Origin of the sequence: Cohnella sp. CFH 77786 (assembly GCF_019400745.1) — a bacterium.
Lineage (GTDB): Bacteria > Bacillota > Bacilli > Paenibacillales > Paenibacillaceae > Cohnella.
The window spans coordinates 190,391-208,951 of the sequence record NZ_WJIB01000001.1; the positions used below are offsets into that span (position 1 = coordinate 190,391).

Genomic DNA, 18,561 nt, shown 5'->3' on the forward strand with positions numbered 1-18,561 from the left:
CTTATTTCGTCTTGAGCGTGAACGTCAACGCGGTCTGATCCCAGCTGTAGGCTTTGCCGAGGTGGTTCGCCACGGCATCAAGAGCCACATAGGTCGTGCCGCTCTTCTCATACGGCGCGGAGTCGCTGCCGCTGACGAGCGCTTTGCCGTTGATCGTCACTTTCTTCTTGGCGACGGCCGCTTTCGCGCCCAGCGCCTTGGCAACCGCGTTCACCGGAGCGAACACATGGCCGTTTTTCACTTGCGTATCCAGCACGACCGCTTTGCCGTCGACGACCAGCTTCGCGGCGCCTTTGGCGGCGACGACGACTTTGCCGGTAAAGCCCCAGAACGGATCGGTGATCGTATACGTGCCCGGTTTGGTGAAGGTCAGGCGGAACGGATCCGGACCCATCATGATGCCGGAGGTCGCCATGCCTTTGCCGTCATAAGCTTGTTTGGACGGAGTCATGAGCAGCGGGTTCGGGCCTTGCTCGGTGAACACCTGCAGGTCTTTCGGCATGTTGACCACGACGAGATGGACTTCGGGCGAGGGATTCGTCCACTCGATCGTATCGCCTGCGTTGATGTAGAGCTCGCCCGGCAGGTAGGCGTTGATCATGACTTCCGCGCTCGCCGCGGAAGCGTAAGCTTTATAAGTCAACGTTCCATTGCTGTTTTTGCTGTAGTTCACGACGCCGCAGTAGTTTTTCAGCCATTCCGCCTGCTTCATCAAATCTTCTTCGTGCGCCTTCTGCGCCGCCGCCTGTTCCACTTTGCTCGGGATCGGCTGGCCTTTCGGAAGGACGACGACCGTTCCCTTCATGGTCGGATGGTACGCGCAGTAGTAAGCGTAAGCTCCGCTTTTCGTGAACGTGACCGCGTACGAGGCTTGAGGCATCAGCTCTCCGGAGTTAAGGAGCTTGCTTCCGTCCCATTGCACGCCGCTCGGATCGGTGGCGATCGGCGATTTGTCGTCGGCGATCGGCGGACCGCCGACCAGGAAGGTCACCGTATGGGGGGCCGCCATGTCCCGGTTCGTGAACGTGACCGTATCCCCTTCATGAATGTAAACGGTGCCCGGCTGCATGGAGAAAAACATCGCCGAATCGTGATCCATCGCCTGCCCGACCGACACGTCCCAGGATTGCGGCGCGCTCTCCGCCGCGCCTTCCGCCGCGTAAGCGCCGGTCGATCCGACCGTCAGCAGGAGCAGCGCCAGCAGCAACATTCTTACTTTCTTCATCATGTTCTTCCTCCCGTATTCCATTGATTGACACGAATTGAAGTGTAAATCAGAAACCGGAATTCGGGGAGGATGAACTTTTTTCACCCCTCCCGCCTGGAAACGAGCCCGAGAATATATGCCGTTTCCGGCAATCGTGATAAAATAAAAAGGTTGAAAAATTTTCATTATTTCCGGGGGATGAACCCTATTTTCGTCTATATTCTCATGTTTCTGTCCCTGTGGACCGTCGCCTTCACGATTCTAGCCAAAAACATCCGCGGCGACGCCTCCAACCGCTGGATCGGCATCTCTCTGTTCGTCGGCGGCTGCGCCAGCTTCGCCTTCTCGATCCACGCGACGATCATCCCGTTCCTCGACCGCCATGACGCCCTTACCCCAACGCTGCAGCGCGCGCTCGAGCTCGTCAGCATCCCGGCGTTCTGGCTGTATTGGCACGGCCTCGGCTACTTCATGCTAGTCAGCGCCCTGCTCTACTCCCGTTTGCTGCGGCCCCCTGCCGCCCGGATCGCCGCCATTCTGCTTGCGGTACCCCCGGCAGCGGTGTTCGTCCGGACCGCGGATTTCACTCTTCCCTTCGAATTGGAGCTGAGCGATGTCCGGCTGGTGAACGGCCTCTACGTCGGAGCGGCCATTCTGCTGTTTTTCGGAGGAATCCGGCTGGAGAAAGACGCCCGCAAACGGAAAAACCTCGTCCGGACGGCCGTCGTCCTGTCCACTGCGATCCTTTGGGCGTACGTGAACGATTTTCTCGGCATGATCCGCTTTTCCTTCGGCAACCGTCATTTTACGCTCGAAAGCAACGGCATGTGGGAATACAACTATCTGATCATTTTCTGGCTGGTCGCATGCTTCCTGTATTACGGGCTCAAATACGGCTTTCTGGGGGTTAAGCTCAGGGTCGAGGAGCAGAAATTCGAGGATTCGATGCGGAATTTGACGCACGGCACGCAAATCTTGAATCATTCCATTAAAAACGAGGTCCAGAAAATCCACTATTTGGCCGGACGGGCCCAGACGTTCCTCAAGGACAACCGAAGCGACAAGGTGGAATTAAGCCTCACGGGGATCGGGCAGGTCGCCGACCATCTGCTCGACATGATCGACCGGATCAAGGGCAAAGCCGGGGAAGTCGAATTGAAAGAATCGAAGGAAAGTCTCGTCGAACTGATAGACTCCGTGCTGGGTGCGGTGAGGCCGCTTCATCCCGGGCAGGTCAGCGTGACGAAGGACTACGCGGCGGACGGCCTGCTTCTGTGCGACAGGTCCCATATCCGGGAAGTGCTCGGCAACCTGTTCATGAACGCGTTCGAAGCGATGCCGCGGGAGAACGGGCGGCTGCACGTCCGGACGGAGTACAAGAAAAGGAAGCTGCGGATCACGATTACGGACAACGGCTGCGGCATCGACAAAGACAACCTGCCCCGCGTGTTCGCCCCCTTCTTCTCCACCAAGAAGGATTCGCTGAGCTACGGTCTGGGCTTGAGCTATTGCTATTCGGTGATCGGCAAGCACGGCGGCAAAATTTACGTGGAATGGAGCGAGCCCGGGCAAGGTACGTCCATGCGGATCGAGTTCCCTGCCGCCCGCTTCGAGCCTGCCGCGACCGCCGCGTCAGTCCCGTTTGTCGTTCACTAGCTTCTCCCGGATGCTGCGGAGCTGGGTCTTGATCGTGTTGATCGATTTATTGAGCGTGCTGGAGATCTGGCTGCGGGTATAGCCCTTCTCCCGCATCTCGTACAGCTCCCTCTCCGAAGGGGTCAGCTGGCTGAGCTGAATTTCCTGCACGAGCGCGGGCACCGCGTCCGGATGAAGGGCCGGACGGCCGGCGTGCGCGTCCCGGATCGCCTGGACGATGTCCTTGTAGCTTGCCTTCGTGATGTAATTGTGCGCGCCGTTCTGGAACGACCGGACGATGATTTCTTTCTCCTGCAGGGATGTCAGCATGATGACCTTCACGTCGCGCCCGCTTCTGAGCTTGATTTCCCTGGCGGCTTCGAGGCCGTCGAGACGGTTCTCCGTCAAATTGATGTCCATGAGCACCACATCGACGGCAGCCTGCTCCAGCAGGGAGCAGGCTTCTTCTTTCGCGGAGGCGATGTGCGTGACGGCCAGATCCGGTTCGCCCGCCAAATCCTCCGCCAGCGTCCGCTGCCAGAACGGGTCGTCTTCGACCAGCATCACTTTGATTTTGTCCATGAAGCTCCCCTTTTCTACCGATCGCGGGTGCCGGCGGATACTCCCATAAGACCAGTATAAGGCATTCCGCTTGAACGGATAAGGTTGAAATTCCGTCACCCCCATTCCGGCCGTCCGTAACACCTGCGGGTATTCGCCGCGATCGCGTCCCGGACGGCAGCTTCGCCGAGCCCGCGGAGAACGGCGATTTCCCGGACGGAATCCAGCACCATCCGCAAATCCGTCCGCCTGCCGGCGCAGGGTCCCTCGAACGGCCACGGCCCGTCCGTCTCGACGAGCAGCAGCTCCAGCGGATACGTACGGGCGAGGTGCCGGGTTTCGTCCTCGTACAGCACTTCCGGGGTCACGGAGATGAAATGGCCGCCCCGAACCATTCGCTCCACCGTGCTCGGGCTTCCTTTGAACCAATGAAAATGGGCGTTCCGGACGCCGTACCGTTCCAGCAGGTCCATCGCGGCGTCGGCATCCTCATGGACGGCATGCAGGGCGATCGGGCGGCCCAGCTCGGCCGCGAGGCGCACGAACGTTTCCAATTGGCGCAAGTACGGCGCGGAGTCGAAGGCGATACCGGCCGCTTCGGCTTCCTTCCGAAGGAAGTAGGGCAGTCCCACCTCCCCGATCGCGAACGTCTCTTCCCGCGGCAGCCCGGAGATCCAGCCGCACATCCGCGCGAGCTCCGCTTCCGTCAGCGGCGGCTGTTCCGGGTGGTGCCCATAAGCGGGCAACACCCGGCCGGGAAAACGTTTCGCCAGCCTGCGATTCTCCTCGCACGATGCCAAGTCCATCGACACGGCCACGACGCCATGCACGCCGGACGCGAACGAGGTCCGAAGCATGTCGTCCCGCTCCGCCGGCTCATATTGATGCAAGTGGATGTGCGCGTCAAACAGCATGGGCATCCCCTTTCCCCAGCAGGTCCAAAATCTCCCGCTTCAGCTCCGTAAAGGCCGGCTCGGTCCAGACGTCGGAGCGGCGCGGGCGTCCGAAAGGCACTTCGATTTCGCGCAGCACGCGCGCTGGGGCTTTCGACAGCACGTAGATCCGGTCCGACAGCGTCAAAGCCTCTTCGATGCTGTGCGTGACGAACAGGACGGACCGGCGCTCCGCTTCCCACATCCGCAGCAGCCAGCCCTGCATCTCCGTCCGCGTCAGCGCGTCGAGCGCGGCGAACGGCTCGTCCAGGCACATGAGATCGCGCGGCATGAGGAGCGCGCGCAGGAACGAAATCCGCTGCTGCATGCCGCCCGAGAGCACGCCCGGATATTCGCGCGCCACCGCCGCAAGGCCGATCCGCTCCAGCCATTCCCGTGCCGTCCGGCGGGCTTCCTCCCGGCGGACGCCGGCGATTTCGAGCGCGGACGCGATATTGTCCGTCACCGTCATCCAGGGAAACAGCGACGCCTGCTGCGGCATGTAGCTGATGAGGCCCGGAGTCCCGGTCGCCTCGCGCCCGCCGATCGATACGCGACCCAGGTCGGGAAGCTCGATCCCCCCCACGATCCGGAACAGCGTCGACTTGCCGCTTCCGGACGGCCCGAGCAGCGTCACGAACTCCCCTTCGCGCACCCGGATCGAGACGCCGTCCAACACGGCGAACGGCCGGCGGTCCCTTTCGTAGCTTTTGAATACGTCCGCTACTTCCAACTGAAACCGTTCTTCCCGCGTCATTTGCGCCAACCCGCCTTTACCGGCCGGGTACGGAGCCGCCGCCGCACGACCCCTTGCTCGAGCAGCGACGCCAGCCCGTACAGCGCCAGGCATAGCGCGACGATGCAGAGGACGGCTCCGAAGACGGCGGACGTGTCGTACCCTTTGAATTTCAACACGAGGTAATAGCCAATGCCGCGGCTGGCGCCTAGCCATTCCGCCACGATCGCGCTCGTCACGCTGTACGTGACGGTGATCTTAAGCCCGGCGAACAGATACGGAAGCGAAGCCGGCAGCTCAAGCCGCAGCAGCATGTCCCGGCGGGAGGCCCCGATCATGGCCAAATATTCGCGCAAATGCGGCTCCGCACGTCCCAGGCCGGCCAACATCGACCAAGCCACCGGGAAGAAACAGACGAGCGTCAGTAAAATCAGCTTGGGCGTCAGGCCGAAGCCGAACCAGATCATGAGCAGAGGACCGAGCGCGATCAAAGGGACGTTCTGGGAAGCGATCACGAAAGGCGACAGCGCCGACCGGACGAAGGGCATCAGGTGAAGCAGAATGGCGACCGCAACGCCTGCCGCCAGGCCGATCGCGACGCCCGAAAGCGCGAGCTGCAGCGTGGCGCCCAGGTGTCCGGCCAGCAGCCCCGCATCCTCCTTCATGCGGAGGGCGATCGCAGAAGGAGCGGGCAGGATCCAGGGATCGACGCGCCCGAAGTCGCAAGCCGCCTGCCACAAGGCCACGAAAACGACAAAGGCGGCGGAAGGAGGCCACACCCTCCGCCACGCCGCTTTATTTGCCATCGGGATACTTCTCCAGCAGCCGTTCCATCGAGGCGTTCGGGCCGCCGACCAGCAGTTTGACCTGGGACATGACCGACGGGCAGCCCATCTCGAACATCGCTTCGTTCATCCGCTTCAGAATGCCGAGCAGTTCGTCGAACTCCCCTTCCATCGTCGTCTCCAGGGGCCCGACGCGGTAATTCACGCCGGACGCCTTGATGACCTCGATCGCGCGGTCGACATAGGGAATGACGTCCTCCCCGTTCGGCGTTTTCGGTATGATTTGGACGCTGAGCAGCGCTTGCGCCATGCGGATCCTCTCCTTCCGCCGGACTGGCCGGCCTCGCCTTATTTCGGCAGGAATTCGTTCGTGAACATGGCGTCGAAATCAAGCTTCTTCTTCATGATGCCATGGCTCGTCATCCAGTCCGCATACCCTTCCCACACTTCCTTCTTCTGTTCGCCCCAGCGCGGCGCGTCGTCCTGATAGCGCGGGCTCAGCCATTTCTGGCTGGCGCGAACGAGGTCCGCGTTCAGCTCCGGCACCGCCTTGATCAGCACTTCCGCCGCGTCGTCCGGATGGTCGATCGCGTACTTGTAGCCTTCCGCCGCCCCTTCCACGAACGCGCGGACGACGTCCGGCTTGCCTTGGATCATTTTCTCGCTTGTCATGAGCAGCGGCGTGTAGTAATCGAGCCGTTTGTCAAAGTCTTTCATCCAAACGATGTTGAGCGGCTCTTTGCGGACGTCGGTCGCTTCTACGCCGGTCCAAGCGTAATAGATCCAGGCGAAGTCGATGTCGCGCTTCACGGCCGTGAAATAGTCCGCCGTACCGATGTTGACGATCTTCACCTTGGAAGGATCGGCGCCTTGGTCTTTCATCAGCGTCTCGATCACGGCCTGCTCCACCGGCGACCCCCAGCCTCCGTAGGTTTTGCCCTCGAAGTCCTTGGGAGACTTGATGTTCTTGGAGACCGGCGATGCGAAGCCCGACGTGTTGTGCTGGATGATCGCCGCCAGGGACACGAGCGGAACGCCGTTCTCGCGACCGAGCGTCAAGTCTTCCTGGTAGCCGACGCCGAATTCCGCCGCCCCGCTGGCCACCGTCTGGCTCGCGCCGGTTTCCGGAGGCTGCACGATTTCGACCTTGAGGCCGCGTTTCTCCCAGAACCCCTTGTCCCGCGCGACGTACAGACCGGTATGGTTCGTGTTCGGCGTCCAGTCGAGCACCACTTTCACTTCCGTCAGCGGCTTGGCGGATTCCGCCGGAGCCGAAGCCGAAGGAGATGGCGCCTGGGATGCCGACGGCGACGCCGATGACGAGGGAGAAGCACCCCCGTTCGAACCGCCTTTGTCCCCGCAGCCTGTCAGAAGCAGCAACCCCGCGAGCACTCCGGCACCCGCCATTTTCCACGTTTTGAAACTTCCCTTCATCTTGCTCTCCCTCTCTTGTCTCATCTCGCTCGACGCGGATTCGCGAAGAAAGGTCCGGCGCAACCAAAAAAACGCCCCCCGATTCCGGAGGGCGTCCACAAACAAACATGAACCTGCGCGAAAGCAGCCATGGGGCCGCTCGCTCCCGCCTTCCTACGCTGGTGCTAACCAGATCAGGTGATAAGGGTCTGCATCGATCGGGATGCACTCTCAGCCGGCCGTAGCTCCAGCTCCCCCGGGGCTTATGGAAATGTCGTAACCTTTCTTGCACTTCCCATTATAGCAAAGGTTTCTCCGATGTCTACCTTTTCGTCATGCCCTCAACCCGGACAAGTCCGCCATTGCAACAACCCGGAGTGAGAAAGGGTTAGCTTTCCGCGCCTAACGTTGCCAGAATGGCGTCGATCCGTTCGATATCGGAAGCAAATTGCGGGTAGCCCGCGACGCGGGAGCGATAGGCATGAAGGGCCGCTTGAAACGATTCGTCGGTCGCCAGGAACCCGTCTTCCCTTGAAGCGATCATCATATCCAACCAGTCCGAGAACGCGCTCCAGCCGACGAGATTGTTATTTTGAAGGGGGTGCAGCCGAAAATAGCTTAACGCTTCCGGAATATACACCGCTTTTCCTTTGGACAGCAAATTCAGCCAGGCCGCCATATCGGTCAGAAGGGAATACGGTTTCCCTTTGTAAAGGCCGAATGGTTCGCCGAGATCGTTCTTTCGGAATAACGCGGTCGTCGGCTCGCCGATCACGTTGAGACACTTGGTCAAAGCGATATCCGCGAGCGTTTTGCCGTCCATGATCCTGGTTTCGCCAAAGAGCTTCGCCGTTGCATACATCGGCGGAAGCCATTCGCCGGCTTCATTGATCGTCTGGCGGTAAGAGGTCACGAGCGCAATGTTTTCGAATTCCTCGAAGAAATACATCATTTTCTTGATTTTATCCGGATGAAAGACGTCGTCGTCCATCAAATAATTGATATACTCGCCCGATGCCAAATCGAAGCACTTATGCCAATTTCCCAGAGACAGGGTTTTCCCGTTTTTATGGTACTGAATCTGAGGATGGCTGCGCAAATAAGGTTCCAGCATGTTTTGCACATCATCGTTGGTGCTGTCGTCGCAAATAATGATTTCGATATTCGGGTAGGTCTGTTCCAACACGCTGTCGAGGGCGATGGACAGCATGCGCGGCCGATTGTACGCCGGAATGACGACACTAACCATTGGAGCTTCCAGGGATAACACCGCCTTATTCGGAAATTCCTTTCTCCAGGTAAAACCGCCTGATCAGTCTGACGACGCGGCGAATGTGCCCGACCTTCATCCCGCTGTATAACGGCAGGCGGACCAGCCGCTCGCTTTCCCGCGTCGTATGGCGGTCAACCCCATGAAAACGGCCATACGCTTTGCCCGCGACGGACGAATGAAGCGGGACATAATGGAAGGTGCTGTAAACGCCATTCTCCTTCAAATGCGCAATCAACCGGGTACGTTCTTCCAAATCGCGGGTTTTCACGAAGAAGATATGAGCATTGTGCCGACAATCCTCCGGGACGCTCAGCCGCTCCAACCGCTTTGAGCACGGCATCCCTCGCAATTCTTCTTCATACCGGCGCCAGCTGTCCATCCTGTCCGACAACAGTTCCTCCGCAGCCAGCAGCTGTGCGTACAGAAAGGCAGCGTTGATGTCGCTCAGCAAATACGAGGAGCCTACGTCCTCCCAGGAATATTTGTCCACTTCTCCGCGAAAAAACCGGCTCCGGTTCGTCCCTTTCTCCCGGATGATTTCCGCCCGCTCTATGAAACGGGGATCGTTGACGAACAATGCGCCGCCTTCTCCGCAGTGGATGTTCTTCGTCTCATGGAAGCTGATGCAGCCCAAATGGCCGATCGTGCCGAGCGGCCTGTCCCGGTAATACCCCAGCAGCCCCTGCGCCGCATCTTCGATGACGATCAGCCCGTGCCGCTCCGCCACCTTCATGACGACCGCCATGTCGCAGCCGACGCCGGCATAATGAACCGGCACGATGGCTTTTGTCCTGGGCGTAACGGCTTCCTCAAGCAAGTTCTCGTCCAGGTTCATCGTATCCGGCCGGATGTCGACGAACACGATGCGGGCGCCCCGCAGCGCGAACGCGTTCGCGGTGGATACGAACGTATAGGAGGGCATGATCACTTCGTCTCCGGGACCGATGCCGGCGAGCATCGCCGCCATCTCCAACGCATGGGTGCAGGAGGTCGTCAGCAAGGCTTTCCGAGTCCCGGTCGTCCGCTCCAGCCACTGCGAACAGCGGAGGGAGAACGGACCGTCTCCCGCCAACCGATTCGCTTTCATCGCTTCGCGGATGAACGTGATTTCCTTTCCGGTTACCGCCGGTTTATTAAAGGGGATCATCGCCGGCTCACGATTCCGAACGCAAATATTTTTTGAGGCATACGGTCTCGAACGTGCTCATTTTCTTTCGGTCGATGCATTCGAACCAAATATCTTCCTGCTCTTCGATCCATTCGAGTTTGCTCAGCAGGTTCTCGTTCATTTGATCTTTCGGCACGATCACGACTCCCGTATCGTCGCAGACGGCGATCGTGTTCGCGTAGGTTTCCCTCCGCTCCCTTACGAACGAAGCGTCAAGCGGTTGCGTGGGCTTATCGTTGGAACAGCCGATCGGATTAAAGCCCGTGCACCAAACCGGCCAGTTCTCCTTCATGATCCTCGGCACGTCGCGCACTTTGCCGGTGACGACGACGGCGGCGGCTTGCCGGTACAGAAACAGGTATTTGCACACGAGCTCCCCGAAGACGGCTTTGTCATCGCAATCGATCGCTTCTACGAACACGACGTCTCCTTCTTCGACATCCTGGATTTGTTCGTGCACATTCCAGTTGGTCCCGCCGAACGCGCAAGTCCAGAACACTTTGCCGACCCTGAAATGCCCCCTGTTGACAGCCGACACGCCTTGCACCCCTCCCCGCTTGCCCAAGCAATCGGCCAATTCCGTGGAGGATACGCGGTTTCGTTTGATATAATCGATCATTTTCTCCATTCGATTCACGCTCCGTCTGTCAGAGTAGGCCGGTTCAACCGATTGAACAGCGTGTTTTCCCGCGAATAGGAATCGTCTTTGAACACGATTAACGCAAATTCGAAAGGCATGTAATCGTTGCGCAGGACGACGTTCCGGGACAGCCGGTACGCATAAGAGAGAATGCGTTCGGGACTGCTGTGGTACGTATGCGGAAGGGTGTACTCCACCTTGTCCGACAGATAGTCGAAGGCCATGCCGATGTCGCATAGCTGAAACGCTTTTTCCATGCAGGTGCGAATAAACAGCTCATTGTCGCCATATTGGAACCGGTGATTGAACATGCCGGAGGACAGGACATAATCGAAACGGCGGTCGAAGCTTGCCGACAGAAAATCGCCCGCCATGAACCGGATATGGGGTTCGGGGTATTTCTCCCGGCCCGTTGCGACCAACTCTTCGACCAGATCGATGCCCAAATACGTATAATTCGTGCATTTCTTCCTCAGAACCCGGTTCAAATCGCCGAAACCGCAGCCGACATCCAGAATCGAAGCGTTGTTCAGATCGAACAGCGAGGTCAGGCAATCGAAACGTACCTCCTGCTTGCCTTTGTCCCATCCGAGCGTGCGCGGAGAATAGCCGAACTGACGAAACCGGTCCTGATAGCGGCGAATGGTCTGCTCGTGATCTTGCCGCATGCCTTCGTATTCGTCGTTCACCTTCACCACTCCGTAACGTATCGGGATAAATTTCGGTATGCGATGTTTTCCCGCTGCGAGGAAGTCGCGCCTGCGGACAAGGCTTCGAATCTTCCGCGCATCGTATGAAGATCGAATTCCGGACTGTCCGAACCGATGCAGATGCGCCGGTCGAATCTCCGGAAAGCATATTGAATATCGAGATCCAGGGAGCTTGCTTCGTATTTGCACAACGTAAACGACAAATCCAGCAGAACGTCGGGATACGCTCTCGCGATTTCGATCGTTTCCAGCAACCGTACCGTCCCGCCATGAAGCAGGACAAGCTTGCAGCCCTTCACCCGTTCGAGCAGTTCCTCCAGGTATTCGAACCGATGCTTCGCTTGCCCCCCGCAGAAGTAGGTACAGACCATGGGTAAGATTCGACGGCGGTTCGCTTCCGCGATCAGACCGGCGATCCGGGGGTCGGTTAGCGGCACCCCTAGACGCCTGGGGTGAATTTTGACCCCAACGTATCCGAGCCGCTTCAATTCCGTGATGAGGCCGGTTCGAACGCCATCAGGATCGAGGTCGTCGGACGCGATGCCGGCAACGGGATACAACGCGTCCGAATGTTGGCGGACCCAGGCGGCGTAATTCGCCGGGTCGTAACCTCCGATTCCGGGCATGCCGACCGCGAACGCCCACTGCACATTCGTTTCCGCCATGCTTTGCAAGAGATCGGTCAAGGAATTGGGTCCGCTTCCGGAACCGGGAATCCATTCGCCGCTTGGGGTCGGATGCGTCAAACTGTCGAAGATCGGAATCTCAGGCATAACGGACCTCCAGCATGCTTCGGATCATGGAAGCTCGGGAGCGGACTTCCGCCTCGTCTTGGCCCGTGGCGAGAAAATACCCTGCCCGTGAACCGTCATCCCGGGGAACGGCGACCCGGTCGCCGGAACGGACCGACAAGCCGGCATCCAGAACAAACGGCAGGCTGCGGATGGCCTCCATACCCGTGATTTGAGCAATCGTTCCCTCCGGCAGAAGGAAGAAGCCCAGTATCGCCGCAAGACGCGGCCGCGGGATTGGCATCCGCGGCAGAGCGCCGACAGGCTCGCCGAGCGCCATGCGGATCAAGAGCTCTTGTGCATCTACGCCGCTCACGGCCGGTACGATATGGGAGGAGATCTTCGTGCCGCCGCCGCGTGCCGCCGCTTCAATCAAGTAAAACCGGCCTTGATCGATTTTGTATTCCGCATGCGTGATGCCGAACGGCAGCTTCATCGCTTCGATCATCCGGTTGTGGGTTTCCATCACTTTCTCGTAATCGATTTCGGGATCGTCCCCCGTGTACAGCAGTTCGCTTGCAATCGTCCGTTCCGCATTCAAATGCTTCTTGCGGGAAACGGCCAGCGTCGTATGCGACCCGCCGATCGCAAGACCTTCCATCGTGATCTCGAAACCGCCGATATATCGTTCCGCCAGGATCGGCCTTCCGCCCGCATGAAGGAGAGTGTCCGCGTACAGCTCAGGCAAATCCGCGACGGAGGCAACTTTCTTTACCCCCCGGGAAGCTTGGCTGGAGACCGGCTTCAGAATGATCGGAAGTCCGTTCTCGCCGATGAAATCTTTCACGTCTTCCATCGTCCGGCAAAGCCGAAACGGCGGACAAGGAAAACCGTGCTCCAGACAAAATTGCCTCATCCGGGATTTGTCGGTAAACAATCCGGCGATATCCGTGCCGATCCCCGGCAGCCCGCTTCTCTCGCAAAGCCGGGCCACCGTCGGCACCGCGATGTCGGTTTGGTCCGTGACGATCGCGTCTGGCCGGAACCGCTGCGAGATTCGCTCGTGCGCCGCGACGTCTTTGACGTCGGCCAGTTCGTGGAAGTCCGCATAGGCAAAACCGGGAGAATCCGGATACGGATTCGTGCACAGAACGGTCAGCCCCATATCCTTGGCTTTGCGGATGAGCGGCACTTGCCATTCTCCGCCCCCGACAACCATGACTTTGGCGGGTTTTGTCACGGCCCTGCACCGCCGTACCATTCCTGCCTCGGAAGCCGCGCAAATAAACCGAACGTCATTCTGTTCGCTTTCATCGGATTCTGAGCCGCTATTTCCAACACCACCTTGCATGCGTAAAGATTTGTCCGGCGCGTACACTCAGCATATTCAGGGAAAGAATGAATGTTTGGGGTACTCCCCATTCGGCATCAAAGTAACTCGCAGGATGCAGCATGACTAGCAGAGGGAATTTCACGCGAATATGGACTTTTTGTGCCGCATGCGCCCTGTCCAGAAATCGAACACTCACATAATCTAACCAAGTAAAAGCAGGTCGCCGGCCGATCCCGCGCTTCGCTTGGGCTGCCTCCTGCACCGGGACCCTTGCATGCGGTTATCAAGGTACAAAAATCGAAGAGCAACCCCGAATGGAGCTGCTCTTGGCATACAAGGAGAGAGAATTTTGAAGCTTATTGCTTTCTATTTGCCGCAATTTCATGAGACCGAAGAAAATAATCGATGGTGGGGAAAAGGATTTACCGATTGGACCAATACAAGAAAAGCAACGCCGCTGTTTCCCGGACACGATCAGCCGCGAGAGCCGTACCAAGACTATTACTATGATTTAACGGACGAATCCGCCCGGGAATGGCAAGCACAAATGGCGCGCAAATACGGTATTTACGGATTCTGTTATTACCATTACTGGTTTAGGGGAAAAAGATTCCTTCATAAACCGTTGGATGCAGTGCTTCAAATAGGGGCTCCCGATTTCCCCTTCTGTCTTTCCTGGGCAAACGACCCGTGGTTAAGAACATGGAGCGGTTTAAATAACGAAGTGCTCGCAGAGCAAAATTACGGGGAAGAAAAAGATTGGAAAGAACATTTCGATTTCCTGCTGACCGTATTTAAAGATAAAAGATATATCCGAGTAGATAACAAACCCATCTTCCTCATTTACCGTCCCAGCGAAATTCCCCAATACGAAGAGATGTTGGAGTATTGGAGAAAATTAGCCGTAGAAAATGGGCTTGATGGAATCTACTTTATCCAAACTTTAAACAGATTCAACAATCCCGAGCTGAAAGGTTTCGATGCCCGCGTCGAGTTTGAGCCCGGATACACCATGTTTCTAACCAATGGTATCCATTCGATCAGAGCTGTTGACGGCTATAAGCAAAAATTTATTCTCATGGATTACGATAAATATTGGGGCTCTATATTGGAAAGAAACGCGGACAAGGCCCGCACGAAAACTTATTTGGGAGCGTTCATGGACTGGGATAACTCCGCCCGGGTGGGAGGGAATAAGCCGCTCATCTACACCGGCGTATCTCCCGAGAAGTTCTCTTTCTATTTAACGAAACAAATCAAAAAATCTTTGGAAATAGGCAGTGATATGTTGTTTATTAATGCCTGGAACGAGTGGGCTGAGGGAACTTATTTGGAACCCGATAAAAAATTTGGATTTCAATACTTGGAAGCCGTAAAAAAAGCGTTGGAAAATAACGGGCTCCGGGCAGAGGTGACCGAAAATGACGGAACATCTATTTCCCATTAGTCAATTGTATCAGTTCATCGATTCGGTCTACGGGTGGTTGACGACCGCGGAGCAAACGGCCCTGCTGCATTTGCCGGCTCTCGTCGACCATTTGGATGGGGAGATTGTCGAGATTGGTTCCTATAAAGGGAGAAGCACGGTTGCCTTAGGTCTCGGAAGCAAGTGGATCAGCGAAAAGAAACGAACGATTTATGCCATTGATCCTTTTGTTTCAAACGGGTATTACGTCGACTATTGGAATGAGTTTCAGAATAATATTCTCCGTTTCTGGCTTGCCAACTATGTAACGCCAATCAAAAAATTCAGCGAGGAGGCACTACAGGATTGTCCTGCCAGAATATCCGCGCTTTATATAGATGGAGACCAAAGTTATTCGGGCGTAAAAAGAGATATAGAGTTATATGCTCCGAGAGTTGTCCGCGGAGGATATATAGCCTTTCATGACTACACGATCTATCCGGATATTCGAAGAGCGGTCGACGAACTATGCGAGAGCAGGGAATTTGTGCTTGTTTGCGATTACGAAAGCTTGCGCCTCCTGCGCAGATGCCAAAAGGGGAATGATCATGTCATCGGATAGGACGCCCTTGTTGACGGTCCACCTTTTCGTATCCGGAACAATGGATAAAGACGACCTGACGGCATTGGTGACGAAGCTGGAAGAACACCATTTGACGGTCGAGGTGTATGGAGCCGATGACCCGCTGCCGGATCGCAGCCAGCCAAAAGCGCCGCACGTCTACATCTCCGCGGGGGGAGAATGGGAGGAGTTTCCGGCGCTGGTCAGGCTGCCTTTTCACGAGAAAAAACGCTGGCTGCACTTTCGTACGGCAGACGAAATTCAGCCCCATCATTTGTTTTTCTGCTGGCTCAGGGCAACGGACCCCCTCCCGGAGAATAAAGCGATTCCGCCGGCGCGTTTTACTTCCGGCACCCCTCTGGTGTCCGTGTTCACGGCGAGCTACCGGTCAAAAGAAAAAATCCAAAGGCCCTATCGATCCTTGTTAAAGCAGACCTACGAGAATTGGGAATGGGTCATTGTCGACGACTCCGATGACGAGGACGAGAACTATAAGCAGCACTTGCTTCCCCTGGAAGATCGCCGGGTGAGGCGATACCGCCAAGACTCCCGGAACGGCTATATCGGCGCCATCAAACGGTATGCAGCCGGCCTATGCACAGGGGAAATATTGGTGGAGGTCGATCATGACGACGAACTGACTTCGGACTGCTTGCAGAAAATCGTCGATGCCTTCAGGCAGAATCCCGAGTGCGGATTCGTTTACGGGGATAGTGCCGAGGTGTATGCAGGGAGCAATGACGCTCATTGGTATGGTTGGAATTGCGGTTTCGGCTATTGTCTTTATTACCGGGTCTGGGTCCATGAAATGAACAGATGGCAGAATGCGCTGCGGCATACGACCCTTAACGGGAGTACCATTCGTCATCTGGTCGGTTTGCCGAATCATCCTCGCGCGTGGACAAGAGATTGTTACCATCTGATCGGAGGCCATCGGGAAGAGCTGTTGGTCGCGGATGATTACGACATGCTTGTTCGGACGTTTCTCTGTACCAAATACGCTGCGATACCGGATTTATTATATATCCAATATCGCAATGAACAAGGGAACAACACCACATTTCTTAGAAATAAACAGATTCAGATCCTGATCGGGGAGATCTACCGTGTCTATTATCCGAGAATACTTGCGAGGTTTAAGGAGCTTGGTTTGCCGGAGCCTTTACCCTTCTGCCGAATATGGGAAACTTCAGGAGATGCTCCTTCCCGGAAAACGGCCCATGTGATTCACGAGGATGCGTCCAAAGTGTCGATCCTTTTCCCTATCCCGTATGATGCGAAAGAGGATCATAGGCAGTTAGATCGAACCCTCCAAAAAAGCATGGACGAGAACTTTCAAAAAACCGAAATTGTGGTGGTTGGCCGTATTCCGCCGAAAATCGAAACCTATGCCTCCAAAGCGCCCCGTGGAGCGATTCGATGGTGGCCTATGGAGCAAAATGACTCCTTGGAAGCATGTATAAGCTATGCCAAATTCATAGCTTCCTGTAAAGAGAAAGTGGTTGTGATGCCGCTAGAGTGAAGGACTTGGTTTTGACGCAGCCACCTTGCATCGTGTGTCCGGAACTGCGCCAGCGTTTACGCTGGCGTTTCTTTGCGTACCCCTTCGTCAGCCCTAACCGGATGTACCAGTCAATCTCGTCCGCTTACACTGTATAAGGTCGCATTCTCTTTGTTACGAAGAACCTTGGATGTCGAGGTGGACCATCCCAGAACTCACCGGCTAGAAGAAACGTGCTTCGCTGGCCGCGCTGCAAACAGAAAGAGGACCCAAATTTCGGGTCCTCTTTTGATTCGTTACAGCTTCGATTACGGTCCTTGAGTTCCTTGAGGTCCTTGCGGTCCTTGTTCGCCCTGAGGTCCTTGAGTTCCTTGAGGTCCTTGGTCGCCCTGCGGTCCTTGAGGTCCTTGGTTGCCTTGAGGTCCTTGCGGTCCTTGTTCGCCCTGAGGTCCTTGAGTTCCTTGAGGTCCTTGGTCACCTTGCGGTCCTTGAGGTCCTTGGTTGCCTTGAGGTCCTTGAGGTCCTTGTTCGCCCTGCGGTCCTTGAGGTCCTTGTTCGCCCTGCGGTCCTTGAGTTCCTTGAGGTCCTTGGTCGCCTTGAGGTCCTTGAGGTCCTTGGTTGCCTTGAGGTCCTTGAGGTCCTTGTTCGCCCTGCGGTCCTTGAGTTCCTTGAGGTCCTTGGTCGCCTTGAGGTCCTTGCGGTCCTTGTTCGCCCTGAGGTCCTTGAGTTCCTTGAGGTCCTTGGTCGCCTTGAGGTCCTTGCGGTCCTTGGTCGCCCTGAGGTCCTTGAGTTCCTTGAGGTCCTTGGTCGCCCTGAGGTCCTTGAGTTCCTTGAGGTCCTTGGTCGCCTTGAGGTCCTTGTTCGCCCTGAGGTCCTTGAGTTCCTTGAGGTCCTTGGTCGCCTTGAGGTCCTTGATCGCCCTGAGGTCCTTGAGTTCCTTGAGGTCCTTGGTCGCCTTGAGGTCCTTGAGTTCCTTGAGGTCCTTGGTCGCCTTGCGGTCCTTGATCGCCCTGAGGTCCTTGAGTTCCTTGAGGTCCTTGGTCGCCTTGAGGTCCTTGGTCGCCTTGCGGTCCTTGGTCGCCTTGCGGGCCTTGGTCGCCTTGCGGTCCTTGGTCGCCTTGCGGGCCTTGGTCGCCTTGCGGGCCTTGGTCGCCTTGCGGTCCTTGGTCGCCTTGCGGTCCTTGGTCGCCTTGCGGGCCTTGGTCGCCTTGCGGGCCTTGGTCGCCTTGCGGTCCTTGGTCGCCTTGCGGTCCTTGGTCGCCTTGCGGTCCTTGGTCGCCTTGCGGTCCTTGGTCGCCTTGCGGTCCTTGGTCGCCTTGCGGTCCTTGGTCGCCTTGCGGTCCTTGGTCGCCTTGCGGGCCTTGGTCGCCTTGCGGTCCTTGGTCGCCTTGCGGTCCTTGGTCGCCTTGCGGTCCTTGATCGCCTTGCGGGCCTTGGTCGCCTTGCGGGCCTTGGTCGCCTTGCGGGCCTTGGTCGCCTTGCGGTCCTTGGTCGCCTTGCGGGCCTTGGTCGCCTTGCGGTCCTTGGTCGCCTTGAGGTCCTTGAGTTCCTTGAGGTCCTTGAGTTCCTTGAGGTCCTTGAGTTCCTTGAGGTCCTTGGTCGCCCTGCGGTCCTACAGGTCCTTGCGGCCCTTCATCCGTACCCAGGAGCTCGTCCGACAGGATTCGATGGGCAGCCACCAATTGACCGTTCGCGTCTTTACCCCACACGGAAACTTGCGTTTCTTCCTCTGCTGCTCCGCCTGTGGTGAAGACAAATTCCCAAGCGTCGAAATTTGCGAAATAGTTTCGGGTGATAACCTGATTCGGCCCTACGGCCAGCAATTCTTGCACGTACATCGTTCTGGCGCCGTTTAAAAAGAACCCTTCGATTAAGATCGTCGAGGCATTTACGGCACTCCGGTTATCGA

Annotated in this window: 19 protein-coding genes and 1 riboswitch; of the genes, 5 read left to right on the forward strand and 14 right to left on the reverse strand. The window is 57.1% G+C overall.

The window, feature by feature from the left end:
- Window position 1 precedes the first annotated feature (1 nt).
- Window positions 2-1,228, reverse strand: a complete 1,227-nt coding sequence (locus tag GE107_RS00925) for a plastocyanin/azurin family copper-binding protein (RefSeq protein ID WP_219637557.1) — start codon at window positions 1,226-1,228, stop codon at window positions 2-4.
- Window positions 1,229-1,405: 177 nt separating this feature from the next.
- Between GE107_RS00925 and GE107_RS00930 the strand changes: the two genes are divergently transcribed.
- A complete protein-coding gene (locus GE107_RS00930) occupies window positions 1,406-2,863 on the forward strand; it encodes a sensor histidine kinase (RefSeq protein WP_219637559.1) in 1,458 nt (485 codons plus the stop codon).
- On the opposite strand, the gene GE107_RS00935 is transcribed toward GE107_RS00930, so the two are convergent.
- From GE107_RS00935 to GE107_RS00990, 12 genes are all read right to left on the reverse strand, one after another.
- Window positions 2,840-3,424: a response regulator gene (locus GE107_RS00935; RefSeq protein ID WP_219637562.1), complete on the reverse strand. Its 585-nt coding sequence runs from the start codon at window positions 3,422-3,424 to the stop codon at window positions 2,840-2,842. The genes GE107_RS00930 and GE107_RS00935 overlap by 24 nt on opposite strands.
- Before the next feature lie 95 nt (window positions 3,425-3,519).
- On the reverse strand, window positions 3,520-4,323 hold the full coding sequence (locus tag GE107_RS00940) for a TatD family hydrolase (protein WP_370636197.1): 804 nt from the start codon (window positions 4,321-4,323) through the stop codon (window positions 3,520-3,522).
- Window positions 4,307-5,092, reverse strand: coding sequence for an ABC transporter ATP-binding protein (locus GE107_RS00945; protein WP_219637564.1), 786 nt, complete (start codon window positions 5,090-5,092; stop codon window positions 4,307-4,309). The genes GE107_RS00940 and GE107_RS00945 overlap by 17 nt, the downstream gene beginning before the upstream one ends.
- Window positions 5,089-5,877 (reverse strand): ABC transporter permease, encoded by a 789-nt coding sequence (locus GE107_RS00950; protein WP_219637566.1) that lies wholly within the window; start codon window positions 5,875-5,877, stop codon window positions 5,089-5,091. Before GE107_RS00950 ends, GE107_RS00945 begins: the two co-directional genes overlap by 4 nt.
- Entirely contained in the window at window positions 5,867-6,166 is a 300-nt protein-coding gene (locus tag GE107_RS00955) for a thiamine-binding protein (protein WP_219637567.1), read from the reverse strand. The genes GE107_RS00950 and GE107_RS00955 overlap by 11 nt, the downstream gene beginning before the upstream one ends.
- A 38-nt stretch (window positions 6,167-6,204) precedes the next feature.
- Complete coding sequence (locus tag GE107_RS00960) at window positions 6,205-7,290, reverse strand: ABC transporter substrate-binding protein (protein WP_255570076.1); 1,086 nt, start codon at window positions 7,288-7,290, stop codon at window positions 6,205-6,207.
- Window positions 7,291-7,423: 133 nt separating this feature from the next.
- A riboswitch (TPP riboswitch) is annotated at window positions 7,424-7,537 on the reverse strand.
- A 120-nt stretch (window positions 7,538-7,657) separates the two neighbouring features.
- Window positions 7,658-8,518 (reverse strand): glycosyltransferase family 2 protein, encoded by an 861-nt coding sequence (locus GE107_RS00965; protein ID WP_370636198.1) that lies wholly within the window; start codon window positions 8,516-8,518, stop codon window positions 7,658-7,660.
- 25 nt (window positions 8,519-8,543) lie between these two features.
- Window positions 8,544-9,689 carry a dTDP-4-amino-4,6-dideoxygalactose transaminase gene (rffA, locus tag GE107_RS00970; protein ID WP_219637569.1) on the reverse strand — a complete coding sequence of 382 codons (1,146 nt, stop codon included), beginning with the start codon at window positions 9,687-9,689 and terminating at the stop codon, window positions 8,544-8,546.
- Between the two features lie 7 nt (window positions 9,690-9,696).
- Window positions 9,697-10,338, reverse strand: coding sequence for an RraA family protein (locus tag GE107_RS00975; RefSeq protein WP_219637571.1), 642 nt, complete (start codon window positions 10,336-10,338; stop codon window positions 9,697-9,699).
- Between the two features lie 5 nt (window positions 10,339-10,343).
- Entirely contained in the window at window positions 10,344-11,039 is a 696-nt protein-coding gene (locus GE107_RS00980) for a class I SAM-dependent methyltransferase (RefSeq protein WP_219637572.1), read from the reverse strand.
- A 2-nt stretch (window positions 11,040-11,041) separates the two neighbouring features.
- Window positions 11,042-11,833, reverse strand: a complete 792-nt coding sequence (locus GE107_RS00985) for an amidohydrolase family protein (protein WP_219637574.1) — start codon at window positions 11,831-11,833, stop codon at window positions 11,042-11,044.
- Window positions 11,826-13,031, reverse strand: a complete 1,206-nt coding sequence (locus GE107_RS00990; protein ID WP_219637576.1) for an ATP-grasp domain-containing protein — start codon at window positions 13,029-13,031, stop codon at window positions 11,826-11,828. Before GE107_RS00990 ends, GE107_RS00985 begins: the two co-directional genes overlap by 8 nt.
- 442 nt (window positions 13,032-13,473) lie before the next feature.
- Between GE107_RS00990 and GE107_RS00995 the strand changes: the two genes are divergently transcribed.
- From GE107_RS00995 to GE107_RS01005, 3 genes are read left to right on the forward strand one after another with little or no spacing between them, the layout of a single operon-like run.
- Entirely contained in the window at window positions 13,474-14,571 is a 1,098-nt protein-coding gene (locus tag GE107_RS00995; RefSeq protein WP_219637578.1) for a glycosyltransferase WbsX family protein, read from the forward strand.
- Complete coding sequence (locus GE107_RS01000) at window positions 14,546-15,151, forward strand: class I SAM-dependent methyltransferase (RefSeq protein ID WP_219637579.1); 606 nt, start codon at window positions 14,546-14,548, stop codon at window positions 15,149-15,151. Before GE107_RS00995 ends, GE107_RS01000 begins: the two co-directional genes overlap by 26 nt.
- Window positions 15,138-16,673 (forward strand): glycosyltransferase, encoded by a 1,536-nt coding sequence (locus GE107_RS01005; protein WP_219637580.1) that lies wholly within the window; start codon window positions 15,138-15,140, stop codon window positions 16,671-16,673. The genes GE107_RS01000 and GE107_RS01005 overlap by 14 nt, the downstream gene beginning before the upstream one ends.
- Before the next feature lie 124 nt (window positions 16,674-16,797).
- Here GE107_RS01005 and GE107_RS01010 read toward each other — a convergent pair whose 3' ends face one another.
- A complete protein-coding gene (locus GE107_RS01010) occupies window positions 16,798-17,130 on the reverse strand; it encodes a hypothetical protein (RefSeq protein WP_219637581.1) in 333 nt (110 codons plus the stop codon).
- 496 nt (window positions 17,131-17,626) lie between these two features.
- Between GE107_RS01010 and GE107_RS01015 the strand changes: the two genes are divergently transcribed.
- Window positions 17,627-18,508: a hypothetical protein gene (locus GE107_RS01015; protein ID WP_219637582.1), complete on the forward strand. Its 882-nt coding sequence runs from the start codon at window positions 17,627-17,629 to the stop codon at window positions 18,506-18,508.
- Window positions 18,509-18,561: the final 53 nt, after the last annotated feature.